At 31.9% G+C, this 22,905-nt stretch carries 19 protein-coding genes and 1 pseudogene; 11 read left to right on the plus strand and 9 right to left on the minus strand.

The genetic code is table 11. The features are described 5' to 3' along the window. Window positions 1-64 precede the first annotated feature (64 nt). The 3 genes and pseudogenes from B4E59_RS07290 (at window position 65) to prfH (ending at window position 2,846) form a co-directional block, all read left to right on the plus strand. Complete coding sequence (locus B4E59_RS07290) at window positions 65-826, plus strand: hypothetical protein (protein WP_219035379.1); 762 nt, start codon at window positions 65-67, stop codon at window positions 824-826. A 2-nt stretch (window positions 827-828) separates the two neighbouring features. Further along, window positions 829-2,220 (plus strand): annotated as a pseudogene (locus tag B4E59_RS07295) (RtcB family protein). 2 nt (window positions 2,221-2,222) lie between these two features. Further along, window positions 2,223-2,846 carry a peptide chain release factor H gene (prfH, locus tag B4E59_RS07300; RefSeq protein ID WP_219035381.1) on the plus strand — a complete coding sequence of 208 codons (624 nt, stop codon included), beginning with the start codon at window positions 2,223-2,225 and terminating at the stop codon, window positions 2,844-2,846. A 30-nt stretch (window positions 2,847-2,876) separates the two neighbouring features. Here prfH and B4E59_RS07305 read toward each other — a convergent pair whose 3' ends face one another. The 6 genes from B4E59_RS07305 to B4E59_RS07330 all read right to left on the minus strand — a co-directional run bounded on the left by B4E59_RS07305 (window position 2,877) and on the right by B4E59_RS07330 (window position 12,073). Continuing rightward, window positions 2,877-7,715, minus strand: coding sequence for a DNA repair ATPase (locus tag B4E59_RS07305; RefSeq protein ID WP_221856599.1), 4,839 nt, complete (start codon window positions 7,713-7,715; stop codon window positions 2,877-2,879). Between the two features lie 85 nt (window positions 7,716-7,800). Beyond that, window positions 7,801-9,885, minus strand: a complete 2,085-nt coding sequence (locus B4E59_RS07310) for a flotillin family protein (RefSeq protein WP_221856601.1) — start codon at window positions 9,883-9,885, stop codon at window positions 7,801-7,803. A 99-nt stretch (window positions 9,886-9,984) separates the two neighbouring features. Then, entirely contained in the window at window positions 9,985-10,677 is a 693-nt protein-coding gene (locus tag B4E59_RS07315; protein ID WP_125350042.1) for an OB-fold-containig protein, read from the minus strand. A gap of 19 nt (window positions 10,678-10,696) precedes the next feature. Continuing rightward, the gene (locus tag B4E59_RS07320) at window positions 10,697-10,894 is read right to left on the minus strand and encodes a DUF4177 domain-containing protein (protein WP_125350043.1); all 198 of its coding nucleotides are present in this window, start codon (window positions 10,892-10,894) and stop codon (window positions 10,697-10,699) included. Window positions 10,895-10,963: 69 nt separating this feature from the next. Continuing rightward, complete coding sequence (locus tag B4E59_RS07325; protein WP_125350044.1) at window positions 10,964-11,668, minus strand: PspA/IM30 family protein; 705 nt, start codon at window positions 11,666-11,668, stop codon at window positions 10,964-10,966. 12 nt (window positions 11,669-11,680) lie between these two features. Then, window positions 11,681-12,073 (minus strand): type III secretion system chaperone family protein, encoded by a 393-nt coding sequence (locus B4E59_RS07330; protein ID WP_219034890.1) that lies wholly within the window; start codon window positions 12,071-12,073, stop codon window positions 11,681-11,683. Between the two features lie 93 nt (window positions 12,074-12,166). Between B4E59_RS07330 and B4E59_RS07335 the strand changes: the two genes are divergently transcribed. After that, the gene (locus B4E59_RS07335) at window positions 12,167-12,826 is read left to right on the plus strand and encodes a helix-turn-helix domain-containing protein (protein WP_286495889.1); all 660 of its coding nucleotides are present in this window, start codon (window positions 12,167-12,169) and stop codon (window positions 12,824-12,826) included. Window positions 12,827-12,988: 162 nt separating this feature from the next. Here B4E59_RS07335 and B4E59_RS07340 read toward each other — a convergent pair whose 3' ends face one another. Beyond that, on the minus strand, window positions 12,989-14,197 hold the full coding sequence (locus B4E59_RS07340) for an acyltransferase family protein (protein WP_286495890.1): 1,209 nt from the start codon (window positions 14,195-14,197) through the stop codon (window positions 12,989-12,991). Window positions 14,198-14,305: 108 nt separating this feature from the next. Here B4E59_RS07340 and aspA point away from each other — a divergent pair, with 108 nt between their 5' ends. Together aspA and B4E59_RS07350 are read left to right on the plus strand one after the other, a co-directional pair. Continuing rightward, on the plus strand, window positions 14,306-15,703 hold the full coding sequence (gene aspA / locus B4E59_RS07345) for an aspartate ammonia-lyase (RefSeq protein WP_114997768.1): 1,398 nt from the start codon (window positions 14,306-14,308) through the stop codon (window positions 15,701-15,703). 52 nt (window positions 15,704-15,755) lie between these two features. After that, window positions 15,756-16,061, plus strand: coding sequence for a hypothetical protein (locus tag B4E59_RS07350; protein WP_114997765.1), 306 nt, complete (start codon window positions 15,756-15,758; stop codon window positions 16,059-16,061). Between the two features lie 72 nt (window positions 16,062-16,133). Here B4E59_RS07350 and B4E59_RS07355 read toward each other — a convergent pair whose 3' ends face one another. Continuing rightward, the gene (locus tag B4E59_RS07355) at window positions 16,134-17,276 is read right to left on the minus strand and encodes a DEAD/DEAH box helicase (protein ID WP_286495891.1); all 1,143 of its coding nucleotides are present in this window, start codon (window positions 17,274-17,276) and stop codon (window positions 16,134-16,136) included. Window positions 17,277-17,519: 243 nt separating this feature from the next. Here B4E59_RS07355 and B4E59_RS07360 point away from each other — a divergent pair, with 243 nt between their 5' ends. Further along, the gene (locus tag B4E59_RS07360; protein WP_280049430.1) at window positions 17,520-18,695 is read left to right on the plus strand and encodes a trans-sulfuration enzyme family protein; all 1,176 of its coding nucleotides are present in this window, start codon (window positions 17,520-17,522) and stop codon (window positions 18,693-18,695) included. An 89-nt stretch (window positions 18,696-18,784) separates the two neighbouring features. Beyond that, window positions 18,785-19,294: a hypothetical protein gene (locus B4E59_RS07365; protein WP_286475725.1), complete on the plus strand. Its 510-nt coding sequence runs from the start codon at window positions 18,785-18,787 to the stop codon at window positions 19,292-19,294. Between the two features lie 38 nt (window positions 19,295-19,332). On the opposite strand, the gene B4E59_RS07370 is transcribed toward B4E59_RS07365, so the two are convergent. Further along, on the minus strand, window positions 19,333-20,349 hold the full coding sequence (locus B4E59_RS07370) for a threonine aldolase family protein (protein ID WP_280036984.1): 1,017 nt from the start codon (window positions 20,347-20,349) through the stop codon (window positions 19,333-19,335). 94 nt (window positions 20,350-20,443) lie between these two features. Between B4E59_RS07370 and B4E59_RS07375 the strand changes: the two genes are divergently transcribed. The 3 genes from B4E59_RS07375 (at window position 20,444) to B4E59_RS07385 (ending at window position 22,885) form a co-directional block, all read left to right on the plus strand. Then, window positions 20,444-21,115, plus strand: coding sequence for a response regulator transcription factor (locus tag B4E59_RS07375; protein WP_221854497.1), 672 nt, complete (start codon window positions 20,444-20,446; stop codon window positions 21,113-21,115). 1 nt (window position 21,116) lies between these two features. Beyond that, a complete protein-coding gene (gene porY / locus B4E59_RS07380) occupies window positions 21,117-22,391 on the plus strand; it encodes a sensor histidine kinase (protein WP_221854498.1) in 1,275 nt (424 codons plus the stop codon). Between the two features lie 65 nt (window positions 22,392-22,456). Next, the gene (locus tag B4E59_RS07385) at window positions 22,457-22,885 is read left to right on the plus strand and encodes a PepSY-like domain-containing protein (RefSeq protein WP_114997745.1); all 429 of its coding nucleotides are present in this window, start codon (window positions 22,457-22,459) and stop codon (window positions 22,883-22,885) included. Window positions 22,886-22,905 lie beyond the last annotated feature (20 nt).

A 22,905-nucleotide genomic window follows, 5' to 3' on the forward strand; every position in this document is an offset into this window, starting at 1 on the left:
CGAAGAAGAAATAGTTAGCGCTAATTATTTCAAAATAATTATTTGCAATCAAATAATCCATTTTATGGAAGATTCAATTTTCTTTTCTACTCAATTACGAACAAAAAGAGCGAGGAAAAGAAGTGTAAAAACAACGAAAGAAAAAAATGTAAGAGAGAAATATAAACGTCAAAAAGAAATTTTTAAAGAACAAAAAGAAATTCCGCTTGTTCTTTTAAAAGAGCCGTGTCAAAAAGGTTTTGAGCGATATATTGTATTGAGAGAAGATATTAAAAAAGAAAATGAGATTGAGTTTTTTACTCAAATTCTAAAGAAAATAAATACTTCTCAATATGCAGAAACGCGAAAGTTTGTAAAAAAACGAAAACGAAACGGAAAGCGAATTTATGTTCAGAGAATTCAAGAGTTGAAACAATTGCAACCTTACGAATATTCAGGTCCGTATTCAATTTTGAATGATGAAGAACGTCTATATTTTGTGTGTATTCAGGTGTATGATCCCAAGACAAAACGTTTCAAAGGAATTTATGAATTTCTACAACCGTGGCGTTTTCGATTGATTATAAAACCAAATATGATTACGTATTACAAACCGCTTGATATTGATTTGAAGCGCGAAGAAGCGCAAATCGATCATTTTTTTGACAAGTATAAAAATCAAGGAATCCTTTTAAAGAAAATAGTTGGAGGAGGGTATTCGTATGAACGAAAACCAAAATTTAAAAATCCTTTTACAAAAAGGAAATTTTTTAATAATAAAAATTTAGCGATTGAAATCGCTGAAATGCTGATGGAAAAAGAACATCAGTTATCTAAAAGATATTAATCATGGGAAATAAAATCTCTGGAAAGGACTTTATAAAAATAGGCTTTCCAAAATATAATTCGATCAATATTGCAATTGGGCAAATTCATCGATACAGAAAAAAAGAAAAGAAACAAACGATTATTAACGAAGCAAAAGAAGTTTTACTTGAGCCAGAAAAATACATCGGTCACGGAATTTGGGGAAAAGTTGCGGAAGGATTAATAAAACCAGTTGAGGTTAGATTACAAGAATTAAAAACAACGCGTTCACCTTTTTCGATTTTTGGAGAAAATGAAATTGACGAGCAAGCAAAATTTCAATTATATGATGCATTGAAATTGCCAATTTCGGTAAAAGGAGCTTTGATGCCAGATGCGCATTCGGGGTATGGATTGCCAATCGGAGGTGTCTTAGCGACGGATAATGCGGTGATTCCTTATGGAGTTGGTGTGGATATTGGTTGTAGAATGAGTCTTTCGGTTTACGATTTGCCAGCTAGTTTTTTGAAAGGAAAATCGCATCAATTGATTCAGATTTTGCAAGATCATACCAAATTCGGAATGTATGAAACGCATAAACTAAAAGCGGATCATGAAATTTTTGAACGTTCTATTTTTGATGAAATTCCAATCTTGAAAAGTTTAAAAACAAAAGCTTATCAACAATTAGGAACTTCTGGTGGAGGGAATCATTTTGTTGAATTTGGGATTGTGAAATTAGATGAGGTAAAACCTGAATGGAACTTGATTCCAGGAGAATATTTGGCTGTTTTATCGCATAGTGGTTCGCGTGGTTTGGGTGCAAATATTGCAAAACATTATACGTATTTGGCGACGAAACAATGTCCACTTCCGAAGCAAGTTCAGCATTTGGCTTGGTTAGATTTGGACACGTACGATGGCCAAGAATATTGGGCAGCGATGAATTTGGCTGGCGAATATGCCAAGGCTTGTCACGATGATATTCACCGAAGAATTGCGAAAGCTTTGGGAAAACGTATCGTTTTTAACATCGAAAATCATCACAATTTTGCGTGGAAAGAAATGGTTGAAGGAACGGAACGAATTGTTCATCGTAAAGGAGCGACGCCAGCTTGAAAAGGAATTTTAGGAATTATTCCAGGTTCGATGACCGCGAACGGTTACATTGTTGAAGGTTTGGGAAATGAATTGAGTATTAATTCGGCTTCGCATGGTGCGGGACGAAAAATGTCGCGTGCGAAATGTAAATCAACAATTACTAAAAGTTTTATGAATTCACAATTGAAAGATGCAGGAATTGAGCTGATTGGCGGAAGTGTAGATGAAGCACCTTTGGCATATAAAAACATAAAAACGGTGATGAATTTACAGACTGAATTAGTGAAAGTGTTGGGAACTTTTACACCGAAAATTGTACGAATGGATAAATAATGATGAGGAAAAAAATTATTCAACTTACATCGGGTAGAGGACCAGCGGAATGCAATTTTGTGGTGACTAATGTTTTTAAAAAGTTTTCGGAAGCGTGCACAAAATCTGAAATTAAGTTTGACATAATTGAAAGAGAAATGGATAAAGATTTTCATCAACTTTCATCTGTGATTATAGAACTTGAAGGAAATGATTTAAACACGTTTTTAAAAACTTGGCTTGGAGCAATTTTATGGATTGGTAAAAGTCCATACCGAAAATTTCATCAACGAAAAAATTGGTTTATTGGTTGTTTTGAATTAGAAATTCCGAAAGAAAATTCAATCAATCCGAATGAAATTATATACCAAACAATGCGAAGCTCTGGAAATGGTGGACAAAATGTAAACAAAGTAAATTCGGCTGTTCGTGCGATACATCAACCAAGTGGAATTTCGGCTGTTTCGATGGATTTACGTTCACAACATCAGAACAAAAAAACTGCAACAACTCGTTTGTTATTGAAATTACAAGGATTTGAAACCAATAAATTGAAGGACTTGGTTCAAAAAAAATGGAATAATCAAACGTCTATTGCAAGAGGGAATCCTGTGAAAATATTCAGAGGAGATAAATTTAGTGAATAAAAAAAAGCCGCTCAATGAGCGGCTTTTAGTTTATTTTTTCAAAATAGCTTGGATAATTCCTTCCAAATTTTCATTGAATTCGAGCAATTGAGCAAAAACTTTATCGTCTTTATTCAAGCCACCGTGTTTGTTATTTTTTACAAAGGTTGCTTTTATCGTTTCCCAACGTTCTTTTTCTTTAGCAGTTATCAAACCTGCAATTTCTTTTAATCGCAACAAATTCGATTCTGTATCTGTTGTCAATGTTTGCGATTCACTTTCGTAATGCGCTAAAATAGTTTCGTTAATTTCTTTTTCGTTCATCATTGGAACAATTTTCGAAACCAATTTTGACATATTTCTGTACGAACCTTGCATTTTGAAAGGCGGTTCCGTTCTGTAATCATCTTGCATTGCTGCGCTCGAAATATAATTTTGATTGACTTTTACGACAATATTTCTAATCTTAATCACATGTTTTAGAACTGCAATAAAATCATCAATTTCTTGTTTCAAATAATTGCCTTCCAAATCCGGAAGTTGTTCTTGATTTTCGGTTACAAAATTTGTTAACTTGTAAAAATCTGTCAAACTTTTTGAAGCAATTTTATCCAAATAAGGATTATCTCCTGTTGCATTTTCAATCAAACTTAAATTGAACAACGTTTCCGTATCACCAATTACATCACCCAAATTATAAACATCAGCACGATTAGCCAACATATCTGGAATCTGAAATTTAGAGCCGCTTTCCGTATATGGATTTCCTGCCATTACAATGCAAAAACGTTTTCCGCGTAAATCGTAGGTTTTACTTTCTCCTTCAAAAATTCCATCAATTTTTCGCTGTCCATCGGCTAATGAAATAAATTTCTGTAAAAATTCGGCACTCAAATGCTGAATATCGTCCAAGTACAACATTACATTATCTGCCATTTCAAACGAAAGATTTATCTTTTTTAATTCCTCTCTTTCTCCAGAAGTTTTGGCTTCTATTGGATCGATTGATGTAATATTATGTCCAATTGTTGGTCCATTTACTTTCACAAAATGTAGGCCCATTGTTTTTGCTAAATACTCCATCAACGTCGTTTTTCCATAACCAGGAGGCGAAATTAACAACAACATTCCCATTCGTGCAGTACGCTTGTTATCGCCTGCAGTTCCCAATTGTTTGGCTAAATTATTTCCGATTAAAGGAAAATAAACTTCGTTGATTAATTTATTTCGAACAAATGATGTTAAAACTTTTGGTTCAAATTCTGCGATTTTTAAATCCTTTTCATAAGCTTTCGAAATTTCTTCTTTTAACTTTTGGAATGATTTAAAATTTGGAACATCAACAGTTGAAAAATGCTCTAATTTAGAAATGATTTCATGATAATTTTGTGTATAAATACCATCAATTATTACGGTATGATTTCCTTTTAAATCTTCAATTATAATAGATGAATTTCCATTTATTAACTGAAATTTATCTTTAGAAAACAATAACATCGTTGCTACTTCATTTACAACATTTCTGTAAGTTGAAAAATTTTCATTTTCATCGATAAAAGAATGAATCCAGTTTTCGATCAAGTAAAATTTTTCGGTTGAAGAAAATTGTTCATCTGCAATCAACGCATTAAAATCATCTGAATTTTTATTTTTCTCTAAGTAATTAATGAATTCTTTTCGAAAATTTTCAGCTTCATTACTCATCGAAAAAGCTTGATATTTTGTGAAAGTTCTAAACAAATAATTGGCAACTTTTTCTGAAGTTGTTATTGTTTTATCCCATTCAGTTTCCCAATTTTCAAAAAGCGATTTGATTTCATTTAGAATATTTTCAAATCGAGTTGAATTCGGAAAATTTTTCAAAATTAATTGAGCCGAATTAATCATTGCATTCAACTTATCTTGCAAATTCTTTTCTAAAGAATGGCAAAAAATTTGAGCAGTTGTACGAGTTGGCGCATCAAATTGCAACACATCTAATTTCGAATTTATGTTGACCAATTCAGTAAAAATTCGAAACGCATCAAAATTGTGAACGCCTTTTATATAACCTTCCGAATAATTTTGTTCAATGATTTGATTGATAAATTTTTCAGCATCAAAATCGTTTTCATTTCTTGCTAAAAAAGCTTGATAAGCTAAATATTCAGCACGATAAACCAATTGATTTTCCGAAACAAATTCTTGGTTCCAAATATCTTGGTAACGATAAATCTCATCGTTTTTAACTTTTTGATAGAAACTTGTACCTGTTAAATGATAAAATAATTCGTTGTTACGATTCAACAATGTCAGCGCTAATTGCTGCGTATTGACCGTAAATTTATTTTGACCAAGCGCAATAATATTTTGCCCATCAACAAAAAGTTCAGTTTTATCTCGTAAAACACGAAGCGTATCTTCTTGCGATTTTTTTAATAGATTTTCAAGGTTTTCGGCTTTCGAAACATCTTTTAAATCCTTCAATTCTTGAATGATTTGACGCATTTTGTCAATCATTAAATCCGAAGAATAAAACGCTAAAATTTCTTCTTTCTCAGAAAAAGTTTTGGCTTTATTTTCGATATTTTTCAAGACGCGCAAGCCAATTTGTTCTAATGAATTGGTGCGTTTGTTGGTTTGTTCAACTAATTGTTCACGTTTCGAATTGAATGCCTTGATAATTTCGTCGCGCTTATCTGCAATTTTCAAGGCGAAATCATCAAAATCAGAAAATTTACTTTCTAATTCTTCAAGTTGAACAATTATTTTTGTATTGTATTCTTCCGTTTTTTCGGCAGTTGTTGATAATTCTAAAAAGTTAACCACACTTTGTTCTAACAACGTGATTTGAGCAGAAAATTCTGCAACAGCTTCTTTGCTTTTTAACGCAGAAGTTTGACGTGTTAATTGGGCACGAACTTCGTTAAGCGAAGCAAAAATAACCGAGATTTTCTCAATGATTTTTGTTGTTTGTGTTGCGTCTTCAATTTTTAAACTGTTCAGAATATCAATCAATAATTCTAATTCTGAGGCAATTTTAAGACAGGCTTCTTCGATAACTTTCGCATCAATGACTTTTTCGATAGAAGCTACTAAGTTTTTCTGTTCAGCAACTTTTTCTTCGTATGGAATTAGTGCTTCATCCAATAAAAGAAACTCAATTGTTTTGGTTGATAAATTTTCGTTTACCTCTTGCAATCGGTTTTCTAATTCTTGAACACGCTCTAAATTGATGTAGCGAATTGAACGTAAATCAATAACTTTTCCTTGAATTTTACGAGCCTCAGCTAAATGTTCAACCAATAAATCCAATTGATTGTACGTTGTGCTATTTACTTTGAAAACGATTTCTTCAATCGATTCTTCCGTTTTTTCTAAGGTTTCTTGCGCAAATTTTTTCTGAATTTGAACTTTAGCAAATTCATCAATCGCTGTATTGGCAACTGTTTTTATTTCTAATAAAGGAACAGCAAGCTCAAAAGTCTCTTGATCATTAATCCAAAAATAGCCATCTACAATATTATTCGCTTTTTTTACAATGTCCTCGTATAAACCTTCGTACGAATCTTCTTTGTTGATTAATTGAATAACCTCCTGAGATTCAGCCATTGCTTTCACAATGTCTTTGTTCCCAATTTTATATAATGGATGATTTGTTTTCTCTGTATTTTCAATCAAACGTTCAACATAAGGTGTTTGCCAAATTTGAACTTGATGATGTCTTGTCGCTTCTTCTTCGGTGCGGAAATAAATTAAACTTCCATCTTTAAAAATCGTAAAACCATTACAAACTATAGGTGTTTCCACAGTTTGTTGAATGATATTGTACGATAAAAGAATGTATGTATTGGTTTCATCTTGATTGAAAATGTACATAAAATCTTCTCCGTTCGGAGAATTTACACGACGGAAAAATTGAAAATGCTCTAAATTATTATTATCGAAAAGATGATACGTTCCGTTTTGTAAATAATAACCATTCGAAAAAATTAAACCTTGATTATCGGGTAACAGAACTGCTGCATCTAAAAGTGCAGGAATGTTGATAACTTCTTTGGTGCGAACATTGTAAATATAGGCTCTGAAATCTTCTTGAAACGGTTTTATTTTAACCGCAATTAGATTTCCTAAATCGGCATAATAATATTCGGCATCGTCTAATTGTTGATCTAAATGTGTCACTTTTTCAGTGAAAATTCCTTTTCCTGAATCCGTATTATCTTCAATTTTAAAAGTAATATCACCACCAATTGCTTCGATAAAAATCTTATCTAAAATAGAAATATGTGGAAACTTTCCTAATCGACGATCATCGATAGAAGTTTTTTGCCATTCAAAATCAAATTGATCTGCTTTTTTTACTTCGTGAATGCTGCGATCATCTTGATAAATTAATTTTCCGTCTTTGATTAACCATTTAAACGCTTTCAAATCTTGTGCGCTTTTACTGGTTTGGAAAACCATGTATAGATAATTATCTGTTCTACGAAATTTAGAAAAGATAGAATCGCGGTAATATTTATATAAATTCTGAAAATCTGTAAAGAAATTCTGATCGTTTATTAAGTCGAGAGGTTGAGGAATAAATTGATTTTCTTGAAACAGATAAATACTAAAAACATCGCTCAACTGAATGTCTGTGCGTAAACCGAAATGCACGTTGTAACCAAAAATACACAATTTATCGAACGCGATAATTCCACGTGCGACGCATGTATTTTCTGTCGTAATTCTTTGGTTTGCGCTTAATGCAAAATTGGTAGAATTGAAGACTTCTTTTCGAGCATCATTCAATTTCGTTAATCTTTCCGAAAGAAAATCTTTTTGTGTAAGAAGTCTTTTTCGGATGATTTCGTACGCGCCTGCATCAAGCGTTTCGGTAACGTTAATATTTTTTTCTTCTTGCATTAAATTAAAATCTAGAAGGTGATTAAACTGTAATTAAGAGCGATTGAAACGAATAGATTCAATCACTCTATTATTGTTTAATGGATTAACCTATTTTTTTATTTGAAACACCTAACTGATTCGCAATTCCGAAAAGAGAATTTATAAATCCTGTGTCTTCGCTGTTTCCAGAAGCAGAAGCAGCTTGCTGTAATTTAATTAATGCCGCAGTAATTGTTAAGTTTTTGATGTCGTTTGATGAAATGCCATATTTATCGGCAAGACTTCTCACTTTTCCAGCTAAATCGCTTCCGCCATCTTCGTCAATCAATGCATTTTTGATATCTGTTGCATGTTTCGAATTGTCGATTAAATGATCGAAACCTTTTGCATTCGAAACTTGTTTCACAATATTTTCGAAGAACATTGTTTCTCCACCAACAATGTCAATTTTCGCAGATTTCAATGCATTTGATAACACCTCAGCTTGGGCTCCAGCAATATCTTTTTGAATGTTGATATGAGCCAATTCGATATCTTTTTCTTTTTGTAATTGAAGTTTGAACTCTTCGTGCTCTTTTCCAACACCGTCCAGTTTCTTCATAGCTTCTGCTTTTTCTTCAATTCCTTTTGCTTCTGCTAATGCTTTTTCACGAACAACTTCTGCTTGTGCTAAGCCTTCTTTACGTAACGCTTCTGCTTTTTTCTCGATAACAGATGCTTCTACAGTTCCTTGTTTTTCTTCTGCTTCTGCTTTTGCAACCATTACTTCTGCTTCAGATAGACCAATTGCAGCTTCTTCTTTTGCTTGTGCTTCAGCAATTATTTTACGAGCTTCAGCTTCTTTTGCAGAAGCTTCTTTTTTAGCTTCCGCATCAATTAATAACTCTTGCGCTTTGCGTTCTGCAACTTGTTTTTGTGCATCTGCTTCGATAACTTGACGAGCAGCTTCTTGCTCTGCCGCAATTTTTGCCGCTTCCGCAGCTTTTACAGTTTCGATTAAACGCTCTTCCGCTTCTTGCGATGCAGCAATAATTCCGGCTTGTTTCTGACGCTCAACTTCACGGTAAACTTCAACATCTTTCACACCTTGTTGCTCTTCAATCACGCCTTTTTCTAAAAGAACGCGTTCTTTGATAACGCCTTGAATATTTTTCTTCTCAACTTCGATAGACCTTTCTTTATCAATCTGAGCTAAAGTCACAATTCGCTCACGTTCTGTTTGCTCTAATGCACGATCTTTTTCAACGCGTTCCGTTTCGATTGCATCAGTACGAACTTTATTTTTTTCTGCGATAATAATTTGACGCAATTTATTTTCTTCTTGTACCGCCAATTGCTCTTCTGTTGTAATACGAACAGATTCAGCTTTTAGACGTTCTTCTTCGCGAACTTTTGCAATTTCTGCCTCTTCGCGCGCTTTTATATTTTCGATTTCTCTGCGTTGACGCTCTTCTTTTTCGGCTAATTGTCGCTCTAATTCTAAGATTGCTTCGCGCGCTTCAACGTTTTGTTTTTTGATTACTTTTTCTTCTTCACGACGAATTAAGTTGGCGTTCATATTTTGTTGAGCCGTTAATTCCGTGATTTTTTTAATACCTTCCGAATCTAAAATATTATCAGGGCTCAAGAATTGTAATTCAGTTTGTTCTAAATAATCAATCGCACAGTCATCTAAAATATATCCATTCAAGTCTGTTCCGATGATATTTAAAATTTCATCTCTAAATTCGCGACGAGCTTCGTATAATTCGATAAAATCGAATTTTTTTCCAACTGTTTTTAAAGCTTCTGAGAATTTTGCTTCGAAAATACTTTTTAATGTTTCTGGTTCTGATGCTCGTTCTGTTCCTAAGTTTTGTGCAACATTGATTACATCATTCACCGATTTATTAACGCGAACAAAAAATGCAACTTTGATATCTGCACGAATGTTGTCTTTACAAATTAAACCATCGTGTTGTTGACGAGTAATATCAATTTTCTTAATCGAAATGTCCATAATTTCCATTTTGTGGAAAACAGGAATTACATACATTCCTTTGTTGAAAGCTACTTGCGATCCACCAACACCAGTACGAACGATGGCTTTTCCTTGCGGAACTTTTTTATAGAAAACGCTTAAAACGACGATGAAAGCAATAAAGATGAAAACGATAACACCAACTGCTAAAAGAATAAAATTTGTCATGAGATTTTTATTATATTTTGATTGATTTAGTGAATAATTAAGATTAAAATTTCTTCGATAAGAAACGAAGTAAGTTGAAATATTAGTGTCATAATAGTGTTAAATGTTGTTTAAGGTTATATGTTTGATGACGAAATAATAATGATTTGAAGGCGATTCGTCGGTGATAATAATGGTATCTCCAAAATTAATTTCTTCGCCATTTTGACTTTTGATGTTAAGCGTAATAATATCTTTCTCGATTTGAAATTCCGCAGAGCCTATTTTATCTCCTGTGATTTTAGATTTTGATTTTCCGACTCTTCCGATAAAATCAGTTTCTTCTTCTCCATGATAACCTAATTCTGAATACATTTTAACTAATGGTTTAGTGATCCAATGCATCATAAAATAAGCGATGATGAAAACCGGAATTAAGATTAAAACTGAATACAATCCTAATTTGCTTAATCCAAAAACAATCGAAGAAATAATGGTAATCACCCAACTGATAAATTTGAACAAAGTAATAATCACCATTAACGGAACTTTACCAACATTGATGAATTCTAAACATTTTGCCCAAAAACCTGGTTCGTGATGCACGTCTGCATCAGCATCGTGATCAGCGTCAATTTCGTGGTGGGCATCAACATCATTGATGTCTCCGATATGAAAATCAGAATCTGTTCCAAGATCAATTCCGTCACCAGCTAACAGTTGAAATACCCAATAGACAAGAGAAAATCCCATCAAAATGGTCATAATTCCGTTGGCCAATGGATTAAAAAGAAGGTCTAAAATTTCGGTCATTTAGTGTTAATTTTTAATGTTAAATAGCTCTTCTGAATGTATAATAAATAATTTTCGTTGTGCTGTTGATGGAAAGCGGAGTGGAAGTGATTAATTCCCAGCCTTCATTTCCATATTTATTTAGTAAATCATCCAAAAATGTTTTATCTATTTTGATAGAAAATAAGCCAGCGTTAGGCATTATTTCTATTGTTTTGTATTCATATTTAGATGCCATAGTTTTGATTTTTTAAAAGAGATTAATTTACTAAAAATTTTATAGAAATAATTCACTATAAAAAGTGATTTATTCTTGATTTTTCGACTGAATTTTTAGCTTTAAAGCTTCTAATTCATTTTGAATCAAATCACCTTTCAAGGTTTCGTTAATTTCGTCATCAGCGGTTTTCGAATTGTCCGCTAAACTTCCGTAAGCTTGTGCAAGTGCTTCGTCTTCTTCTACTTTGGCTTTCATGCGTTCTAACATGCTAATTGTGCTATTCGCATCAATTTTTGCCATTTGTTTGTTTACTTGTTTTGTGGCATCAGCAACTTTTACACGAGCTTTTAATGTTGTTAATTCATTTTCCCATTTATTAATGTTGAATTTAAGAACCTCAACGTTTTTGTGCACTTCATTTGCAGATTTTTCATGAATAATCACTTGATTTTCTAATTCAGTAATTTCTTCTAACAATTGATTTTTTAAGCTCAAAGCTTCTTTCGCTAAATTTTCGGCTTGTTCAATTGTAATTTCATTTCGCTCAGCTTTTTCTAACAAAAGAATTGCTTTTCGTTCATAATCTGCAGCTTCTTCTTTCTTTTTGTCGACGCTATTTTGCGAACGAATTGCCATTGCTTTTACCTTTGCGTAAGCCTCTAATGATTGATTAAGATCGTCGCGCATTTCGCGAATTCCTTGTTCTGTCATTTTGATTGGGTCTTCCATTTTTTCGACAACCGAATGTATTTCCGCTTGTCCAATTCTAAAAATACGTTTGAAAATATTCATAGTGATATTGTTTTATTGTTTAGAAAATTCGATTAATTGAGCAGAATATTCGCTCATCAATAAGCTCAAAGAATTTAACGTTGCTTCAAATTCGTTTTGATCAAGATTCGCAATTTGAAGTGTGTAACGATAAATAACTTTTTTTCCGTCTTCTGTTATTGCAAAAGCACCATGAATGATATCGCGATTTTTCATCAACAACGCTTTTAGCATTTCCAGATTATCATTTGTAATTGTAAATAAATACAACTCGAAAATGATAACAGGTGGTGCAATTCCTACAATCAGATTTTGAACACCATCCAATAAATTTTCAATCATAAAAACACCCTCTTTTTCGTCTTTGTAAGTGATGGTGTAATTGATGTTTTGAATAAAATTTTCAATCTTCGAAAAATAATTCATTTTGTTGTTATTAGTGTTTTTTGTAATTTGTTTCCATAAAATTAAACAATTTGCTAAAATAATTAGCAAATAAAAGTGTTAAAATTTTAAATAATGACAAAAATAGGTGAAAATATAAAGAAATTAAGACAAGTTAAGAACTTAACTCAACAGGCTTTTGCTGATTTGTTCGAAGTTAGTAGAGGGAATATTTCATCTTATGAAGAAAAACGTGCAGAGCCACGAATTGAAACAATTTCTCAAATTGCTAAATATTTTAGCATTCCAATAAGTCATTTGATCGAAAAAAACTTAACAGTTAACGAAATATTACACTTTGATAACTATTTTGAGGAAGCTGATATGTTACGAAATGTTAAAAATTTGAGCGCGATTCCTTTTTTATCACGAGAAATAATTCAGTTAAAAAAAGAATTATTTTCTAATATAGAAAATTATCCGTCGATTTACTTTCCAATCTATAATTCGCATCAGTTTATTGCGTTAGAATATTCTTCGGGTATCGCTTCACCTATCGATTTTACAGAAGAAGAATCGTCTATTTTATTTTTTGAACATTTGGAAGTGGAAAATTTACATTTGGTAAATGATAAGTTTGGTTTGTATTTGAATGATGATGAAATTTTTGTTGGGAAGTTTACTCAACACGAAAATCAATTGATTTTGGAATTAAATCAATGGAAACAAATTATTTTTGATGTTGAAAATATTCAGCACTTTTATCAGTTTTATGCTGTTTATAAGAAGGTTTAGAAATAATTTTTATAAGTAAGATTGTTTTCTAAATATTAGATGTTTCTACATCGTTTGACTCGCTCAACATGACAAGAAAATCCAATCTAGGCTGATAATTAATGTCATGTCGAGGAATCGAGACATCTCTTCTAAAAACTTATAATTTACTACTCAAGACTTTTAAACTTTAATATAAATCTTCTTTTTATCTAATAAATAAGCTAACCACCAAAAGAAAGCTAAGAAAATTAGCGAATAAACAAATGAACCAATTTCTGGAATTCCAGGAATTTTAGCGCAAACATTTTCGTAGAACCAACCCAATGGTGAAATGAATTTGATTTCTCTTTTGTCGTTTAAACCAGCTTCAATTCTGATTAAACCTAATAATCGAGGTAATAATCCGCTCAAAACAAAGATGAATAAAGGATTTTTTCCAAAAACATCAAAGAATTTCATGAAACCATTTTTGATGCCTAAAATTTCGATGAACCAAATCATTGATCCAATTGTCAAAATTGCTAAACCAGTTGTGTTGAAAACATAAGAACTGCTCCAAATCTTTTTATTGTACGGAAAATCCCATTGCCAAACGTAACCAATTGTCAACGCAATTGTTCCTAAAACAAATAAGCCAGCTAACATTTTATATTGCGGATTGTCAGTTTTTGGTAAAGGACGATTCAACCAATTGATATTTCCTTGTTTCTGAATATAATCACCAACCAAATACCCAAATAAAACCTGTGGAATAGTAGAAATTGTACTGAAAATTCCTTCGGGATCAAACGGTACTCCTTCTCCTTTGTAAATATGCGCTAAACCAAGCAATTGATTATCAATTTTAGTTCCGATAAAACCTTCTAATGAATAAGGGGTAGAAGTTCCAAGTCCGAAAGTTAAAACCCAATAAAGTAGAAGAATCGCACAACTTATCAATAAAACTTGTTTTTGTTTAAAATAAAAAGCAATCACCGAAGCGAAAAAATAAGCAATTGCAATTCGTTGTAAAACGCCCATTATTCGGATTCCGCTTTCTTCTGAATCTTTCCATGCTTTGAAAATAAGTTCATTATTATCCCACTTGAAAAATGGCCACCAATTGATGAATAATCCAATTCCGAAAATTAGAATTGTTCGTTTTATTACTTTTTGCCAGAAAATTTGTTGAGGTTGTTGTTGTAATTTTGGAATCATAAAAGCCATTGCATTTCCTAAGGCAAACAAAAAGAAAGGAAAAACCAAATCTGTTGGTGTGCATCCGTGCCATTCTGCATGCTCCAAAGGATCGAACATAGCCGACCAAGTTCCTGGATTATTTACCAAAATCATCAACGCAACAGTTGCGCCACGAAAAACGTCTAATGAATAATAACGAGCTGCTTTCATCTCTTTTGTGTTAATGTTTTAAAGATATAGATTTTTTAAATTTTTTGGAAAAATGCTTTTCAAAAAGATACTAGATTATTCCTTACCTTTAATTGTCAATAACAAACAATAAATAAAATGAGAACGGAGTCTGATTTATTAGGAGAATTACAAATTCCTGAAACGGCTTATTATGGTGTGCAAACGCAACGTGCCATTAATAATTTCAAAATTTCCAATAACTATTTGTCACATTATCCCGAATTTGTAAAAGCGCTTGGTGTTGTGAAATTAGGAGCAGCGCAAGCCAATCACGAATTAGGAATTTTATCGAAAGAATTATTTGATGCGATTTCTTTTGCTTCGAATGAGTTAATAGCTGGTAAATATACAGAGCAATTTCCAATCGATATGATACAAGGTGGTGCGGGAACTTCTACAAATATGAATGCAAATGAAGTAATTGCAAATATTGCTTTGGAGTATTTAGGAAAACAAAAAGGAGAGTATCAATTTTGTTCGCCAAATGATCATGTAAACCTTTCGCAATCTACGAATGATGCCTATCCATCTGCTTTGAAATTAGCATTATTTAATATGAATAAACCTTTGGTTGAGGCATTAACTTCGTTGTATGAGGCACTTGATAAAAAAGGGAAACAATTTGGTAATGTTATAAAAATGGGACGTACGCAATTGCAAGATGCAGTTCCAATGACGCTTGGGCAAGAGTTTGAAGGTTTTTCGAATACATTACATAAAGAAGTTGATAATTTAAACCGAATTGCTGCCGAATTATTAGTAATTAATATGGGTGCAACTGCAATTGGAACTGGATTGAATGCTGTTCCAGGTTATGCACAATTGTGTACAACTAAAATAGCTGAAATCATGAATGAAGATGTTTCGTTGGCTGATAATTTAGTTGAAGCAACTTCGGATACAAGCTCGTTTGTGGATTATTCATCAGCTTTGAAACGTCTTTGTGTGAAGTTGTCGAAAATTTGTAATGATTTACGTTTGTTAACATCTGGTCCGAGAACAGGTTTGTTCGAGATTAATTTACCTCCAAAACAACCAGGATCTTCGATTATGCCAGGGAAAGTAAATCCAGTAATTCCAGAAGTAGTGAATCAAGTTTGTTTTAAAGTGATTGGAAATGATTTATCAATAACAATGGCTGCCGAAGCTGGTCAATTACAATTAAATGTAATGGAGCCAATAATTGGTTTTTCGATTATGGAATCGATTCAATATTTAACAAATGCGATGAATACGCTACGTGTTGAATGTGTGGATGGAATTACAGCAAACGCAGAACATTTGAAAAATGAAGTACAAAATAGTATTGGAATTGTTACAGCTTTAAATCCTTACATTGGTTACAAAGCAAGTACAAAAATTGCGAAAGAAGCTTTAGAAACAGGAGGAGGTGTATATCAATTGGTCTTAGATCACGGTTTATTGTCGAAAGAACGTTTGGACGAAATCCTTGATCCTAAAAATATGCTTGGTCCACATATCTAGAAGTTGTGAGTTAGTAGTTATGAGTGATAAGTTTTGAAAAAATAAATTAATAATGAAACCTTCGAATCTTCTAAAAATAGAAACATTAAACGATGAATGGCTAGATAAGGATGTGATTATTTTACATGCTTGTTTTCAGATTTTATGCGATTGTATTGAAAAAGAAAATTTATTTACAAGTCATGTTGATTGGATGTATGATGATGAACATAAAAATGCAAAAATTGAAATTGAAAACTTATATAATTGGTGGAATAAACGTAAGCTCGATAATGATAATTTAGAAAATAATCAATATGAAGAAGATAATCAAATGTTGAAAAAATTAATAGAGTTTAGACAATATCTTTGGACTTGATTTAATTAAAAAATTATGAGTAATGAGTTCAGAGAAAACTTAGAACTTGTTACTCATAACTTAAAACTTATTTTAATATCCGTGTAAATTCACATTATCAGTTGGAAGTAAATCAACTTTTTTACCCATTTTTTTCTGAATGATTTTGAAATGATGCAAATCTTCTTCTGTAATCAAACTAATGGCTTTTCCGTTTGCATTTGCACGACCTGTACGCCCGATTCTGTGCACATAATCTAAAGGCGAACGAGGTAATTCGTAATTAATAACAGTTGGTAAACCTTCGATATGAATTCCGCGTCCAATCAAATCTGTTGCAACCAAAACTTTAATATCACCTAGTTTAAAATCTTCCAAATTATCCATTCTAGCGCCTTGGGATTTCTTACTGTGAATCGCCATTGCAGAGATTTTATTCTTTTTTAATTTTTCTACTAAATTATCTGCAGTTCGTGTCGAAGAAACAAAAACCAAAACTTGTTCTAAGTTTTCAGATTTGATTAAATAACGTAAAAAAGGACCTTTTGTTTCGGCATCAACTTTATAAGCAACTTGTTCGATTTGTTCCAAATCAATTTCTTGTTTTTTGATTTCAACAACAATTGGATCAATACTTAATGTAGATTTTATTTCATCAATTTTATCATTCAAAGTTGCAGAAAATAGAATTGATTGTTTCTTTTTCGGAACACTTTTCAAAATTCGGTTCATCTCATCTCCAAATCCTAATTGGAACATTTTGTCTGCTTCGTCAATCACCAAATATTGCAATTGATCCAATGATAACGCATTATGATCCATCAAATCCAATAAACGACCAGGAGTTGCAATCAAAACTTCAGTTCCATATAAATTCTTCATTTGTGGATTAATTGAAGTTCCACCATAAACAGCTTGTGTTTGTACTTCGCGACGTAAAGCAGTTTGTAATCCTGCAAAAGTTTGTTCAATCTGAACTGCTAATTCACGTGTTGGAACTAAAATTAACGCTTTTATATTACGAGATTTTTCGTACGATTGATGCTGAATTTTTTGTAGCAAAGGCGCAACAAAACACAAGGTTTTTCCAGAACCAGTTTTTGCAATTCCCATCACATCTTTTCCTTTTAAAATAGATGGAATTGTTTCGGTCTGAATTTCAAAAGGTTTTAAAAATCCAAGTTTTGTAATTGCTTTTGATAAATATGGTGATAATCCTAAATTTTCGAATGACATAAATTGATATAAGACTGCAAAGGTAGAGATTAAATTTGAATGATATTTTAGGAATAATTACTCGTTTAATCATTTTTAATCGTGATGAAAATGAAAGTTTTAAAATCGTTTCTGAAATATTTCTAAAAATCTTTTTAGAAACAGTCAAATTATCGAAACAACGATTGAAAACAGAAATAATTTCTGTTTAAAACTTTATTAAAAGCTTTTTGCTTAATAAAACTATCGTTAACTTTGATTCTTATGAAAAAAGATCAGTCTAAGATAATTCGTGAGCAAGCGCCAAGATCTGCTACTCGCGAGCATTCGGTTCCATTATATTTAACATCAAGTTTTATTTTTGATAGCGCAGAGCAAGGACGTGCAATTTTTGCAGAAGAAGAGCAAGGTATGGTTTATTCACGTTATGCAAATCCAAATACAACAGAGTTTATTAATCGCGTTTGTGCTTTGGAAAAAGCAGATGCAGGTTTAGCTTTTGCTTCGGGAATGGCTGCTGTTTTTGCATCTTTTGCTTCGTATATAAAAAGTGGAGATCATATTGTATCGAGTCGTGCAATTTTTGGTTCTACACATCAATTAATTACGCAATTATTTCCGCGTTGGGGCGTAACTTATACATATGTAGAAACGCCAAATATCGAGGATTGGGAAAAAGCAATTCAATCAAATACAAAAATTGTTTTCTTAGAATCGCCTTCAAATCCTGGATTAGAATTATTTGATTTAGAAGCTTTGGCAAAATTGAAAGAAAAACATCCGAATGTTATTTTTGCAATTGACAATTGTTTCGCAACGCCATATTTACAACAACCTTTGCAATTTGGATTTGATTTATCTATTCATTCTGCAACAAAATATATGGACGGACAAGGTCGAGTTTTGGGTGGAGTAGTTGTAGGAAAAGAAGAATTAATCAATGAAATGATGTTTTTTATTCGTCATACAGGTCCGGCGATGTCGGCTTTTAATGCGTGGACAATTTCTAAAAGTTTAGAAACGTTGCCACTTCGTATGGATCGTCATTGCGAAAATGCGTTGGCGTTGGCAGAAGCTTTGGAAAATCATGCTGAAATTGCAGATGTGAAATATCCATTTTTACCATCGCATCCGCAATATGAGTTGGCGAAAAAACAAATGAAAGGCGGGGGTGGAATCGTAACATTTGAAGTGAAAGGAGGAAAAGAACGTGCTTTCAGATTTATTGATGCATTAGAAATGATTTTATATACGTCTAATTTAGGAGATTCGAGATCGATTGCAACGCATCCAGCAACTACAACTCACGCAAAATTATCAGATGCAGAACGTGCAGATTTGGGAATTAGGCCAGGTTCTATTCGTTTATCGGTCGGTTTGGAGGATAAAGTGGATATTATCGAAGATATTTTGCAAGCGTTAGAAAAAACTAAGGTTTAATTAATTGATTAGTTGTTGATTAAATATAAATTTTAATAATTTATTCATTTCAGCACGGACTTTGCTTATTCTAAACGAAAGTTTAGAATATGAAGAAGTTTTTAATTTTTGGTTTTGCGTTGTTTACAATGTCAAGTTATGCGCAAAATAGACCAAATGATGGAAATAATAGAAATGTCGATGTTTTAATTGAAAGATCTGATTATTACGGAATATCAAGTAGTCAAAAAAATAAAATAATTGCTTTAAAAAAACAAGCAAGTAAAGATTTCGAAAGAGTTGGAAGAGATCGTAATTTATCTGGTTACGAAAAAGGTAGAAGAAAAAGAGAGATTTCTTACAATTTACAACGTGATATTGATAAAATCTTAAACGATAATCAACGTTATAAATGGTCAAATTCTCATCGTGACGATTATTACAAAGACCGAATTGATGATCGATTAGAGCGTTTAGAAGACGAATACGAAAGAGATATCAAGCGAATAGAACGTAATTATTCTCACGATAAAAATTTGATGAAACGTAAAAAAGAAATCAGAAAAGCAGAATATAAACGCGCGAAAGAGCGTTTGAAAAATGTGAAAGATTATTATTAAAATAAAAGGATCCAATAATTTATGGATCCTTTTATTTTTTATATTGATTTGATAAAATTTTCTACTTGTTCCTCTGGTGTTGTCCAAGAAGTGACTAATCTAATTGCAGAATTTTGTTCATCAATTTTTTGCCAAATATAAAACTCAAAATCTTGTTGTAGTTTTTCGATAATTGAATTTGGTAAAATAGGGAAAATTTGATTGGAAGATGGTTCTGTCAAAAAGTTGTGACCTTTTGCTGAAATAGCATTTGCTAATTTTTCTCCCATTTGATTGGCGTGTTTTCCCATCTCGAAAAATAAATCATCTCGAAACATTTCCGAAAATTGAATTCCTATCAAACGTCCTTTCGCTAACATTCCGCCTTTTTGCTTAATATGATAACGAAAATCTTCGTCCAATTTTAAATTATTTATCACAATTGCTTCACCTAAAAGTGCACCATTTTTAGTTCCACCAATGTAAAAAACATCTGCAAAATTTGCCATATCTTCTAAGTTTAAATCACATTTAGAAGAAGTTAAAGCAGAAGCTAAACGTGCGCCATCAACAAAAAGGTATAAATTATTTTCTTGGCAAAAATGATAAAGCTTTTGCAATTCCTTTTTTGAATAAACACTTCCAACTTCCGTAGAATTAGAAATATAAACCAATTTTGGCTTTACCATATGCTCGTCCGTATGTGTGGCAAGAATAATCGAAATTTGCTCAGGAGTTATTTTTCCATTATCCGTCGCAATGGTATTTATTTTATGTCCTGTTGCTTCTATCGCGCCCGTTTCGTGAACGGCAATATGCCCGCTTTCGGCTGCAACTACAGATTCGTGTGGTTTTAGAATAGAAGAAATTACAATTAAATTGGCTTGTGTTCCACCAGAAACAAAATGAATTGCTGAATCTTTTTTCAGTCTTTTTTTGATGAACTCTCTTGCTTCATTGCAAAATTCGTCTTCGCCGTAACCAATTGTTTGTTCTAAATTTGTATCGATTAATCGTTGCAAAATTGCTGGGTGAGCACCTTCGCTATAATCATTTTTAAAGCTATATTTTTTCAAAATTGAAATCTTAAATTTTGAGAATAAAAGTAGGAGTTTTCCTAATTCTTTCCTATTTTACTATCTATTTTTACCAATTATTTAAACTGAAGTTATGAAGATTTTAGTCGTAGAAGATGAAATAAAATTGCAAGAAACAATTGTTGAGTTTTTAGAAAAGGAAAAGATGATTGTCGAAACAGCAGATAATTATCAGCAAGCTTTGGATAAAATAATTTCGTTCGATTATGATTGCATTTTATTGGATATGATGTTACCAGACGGTGATGGAATGTCTTTGTTGAAGGAATTGAAGAATCTTCATAAAGAAACTTCGGTGATTATTTTGTCGGCGAAAGATTCGGTTGATGATAAAGTAGAAGGATTATTGGTTGGCGCGGATGATTATTTAGCGAAACCATTTCATTTTGCTGAATTATTGGCTCGAATTAAAGTTGCTTTGCGCAAAAATCTACAAAAAGGAGAGGATGTTTTGAGTTATAAAAATATTCAAATTTTTCCCGAAGATCGTTTGGTAAAAGTAAATAATATCGAACTGAAATTAAACAGAAAGGAATATGATTTGCTGTATTATTTTATGTTGAGACCCGAACGTGTTTTTCAGAAAACAACTTTAGCAGAAAGTGTTTGGGGAGATCATATTGAGCTATCTGATAATTTAGATTTTATTTATTCGCAAATAAAAAATCTAAGAAAAAAAATGAAAGAAGCAAATTCTGAAGCCGATTTACAAGCGGTTTATGGGATTGGTTATAAGTTGATTTAACATGAAAATATCACTAAAAAATTATACATTTCGTTACCTCACATTTTGGTTGCTTATCGTTATTGCGATTTGGGCATTTCTTTTTCATTCCTTGATTTTGGATGAAGTTTATGACAATGTAGATGACGGATTAAAGAATCAAAAAATTGAAATTATTCGAGAAGCTTATCGCGATCCGAATTTATTAAATACAACCGAATTTGGATTAAGTCAATTCAAAATTTCCAAAGTTGATCCAAGTAAATATGATGAAAGAAATCACTTTTCGAATGAGTTGGTTTACATGGGATACGATGATGATATGGAACCTTATCGTATATTGAGAACTGGTTTTTATGACAAAGAAAATCATCCGTATTCATTAGAAATAAGAACCTCAACAGTCGAAGAAGATGAATTGATTTATGATTTATCGATTTCTTTGATTGCGTTGTATGTTTTTATTTTGATTAGTATTTTATTGATTAATCATTTTGGATTGAAAAAAGCCTTCAAACCTTTTGGGCAAATTATTTCTCAATTAAGAAAATATGAAGTAGGAAATAACGAAAAACCAAAACTTGTCGAAACGAATGTGAAAGAATTTTCTTATTTGCAAAAAGAAATTGAGCGAATGATTAATCGAAATGATGAGGTTTTTAATTCACAAAAATTGTTCATCGAAAATGCTTCCCACGAATTGCAAACACCTTTGACAATTGCGCTAAACAAACTTGATTTGCTAATAGAAAATTCAGATTTAAAAGAAAAAGAGGTGATGAGTTTGGTAGAAACCAAGCAAACACTTTGGCGAATGGTGAATCTTAATAAATCGTTGTTAATGTTATCTCGAATCGAGAATAATCAATACAAAAATAATGTTGAAGTTAATTTTACAGCTTTGACAAAAGATTTGATCGAAGATTATGAAGAAATTTTAGAAGCAGAAGAAATTAAATTAGAAACGAATTTTAAGGCAGATTTTATTCTTGATTTTAATATCGATTTAGCGCGAATTTTAATTTCAAATTTGATTCGAAATGCGATCAAACATAATAATGATGAGAAAATTATTAAGATAGAAAGTGATTCAAATCAATTTATAATTTCGAATACAGGGAAAAACGCAACATTGGATTCGAATCTTATTTTTAGTCGTTTTTATAAACAAGGAACAAGTGATGGAAATAATGGCTTGGGGCTTTCGATTGTGGACACGATTATCAAAAATCAACAAAATTTGACGTTACGTTACAATTATGAGTTTCCTTTTCATCAATTTATTTTGAAAAAATAAATTATTCCCAAATCTTTCCTAATTCACTTTGCAACTTTGTCTTAATAATTATAAAATCAAACAAAATGAAAAAGTTTTTAAGTGTTATCATGTTAAGTGCAACGTTGATTTCTTTTGCTCAAGATAAAGCAATAAAATATAACCAAGTTCCAAAAATGGGACAGCAATTTATCAACAAATATTTTGGTGTAAAACAAGTTGGTTCTGTGATGTTGGACGACGATTATTTTTCGAAAGAATATAAAGTGTATTTGGCAAATGGAACAAAAGTAGAATTTGATGGAGACGGAGCTTGGAAAGAAGTCGATGGAAAACGAAATGCTATTCCAACAGGATTTATTCCAGCTAAAATTTCGAATTATGTGAAAAGAAGTTTTCCGAATACTACAATAACAAAAATTGAAAGAGACCGAAAAGAAATTGAAGTGAAATTGAACAATGGACTTGAATTAAAATTTGATAAAAACGGAAATTTTAAGAAAATTGATGATTAATAAATAAAATAAAAAACTCC

Source organism: Empedobacter sp. UBA2044, from assembly GCF_002333005.1.
GTDB lineage: Bacteria > Bacteroidota > Bacteroidia > Flavobacteriales > Weeksellaceae > Empedobacter > Empedobacter falsenii_B.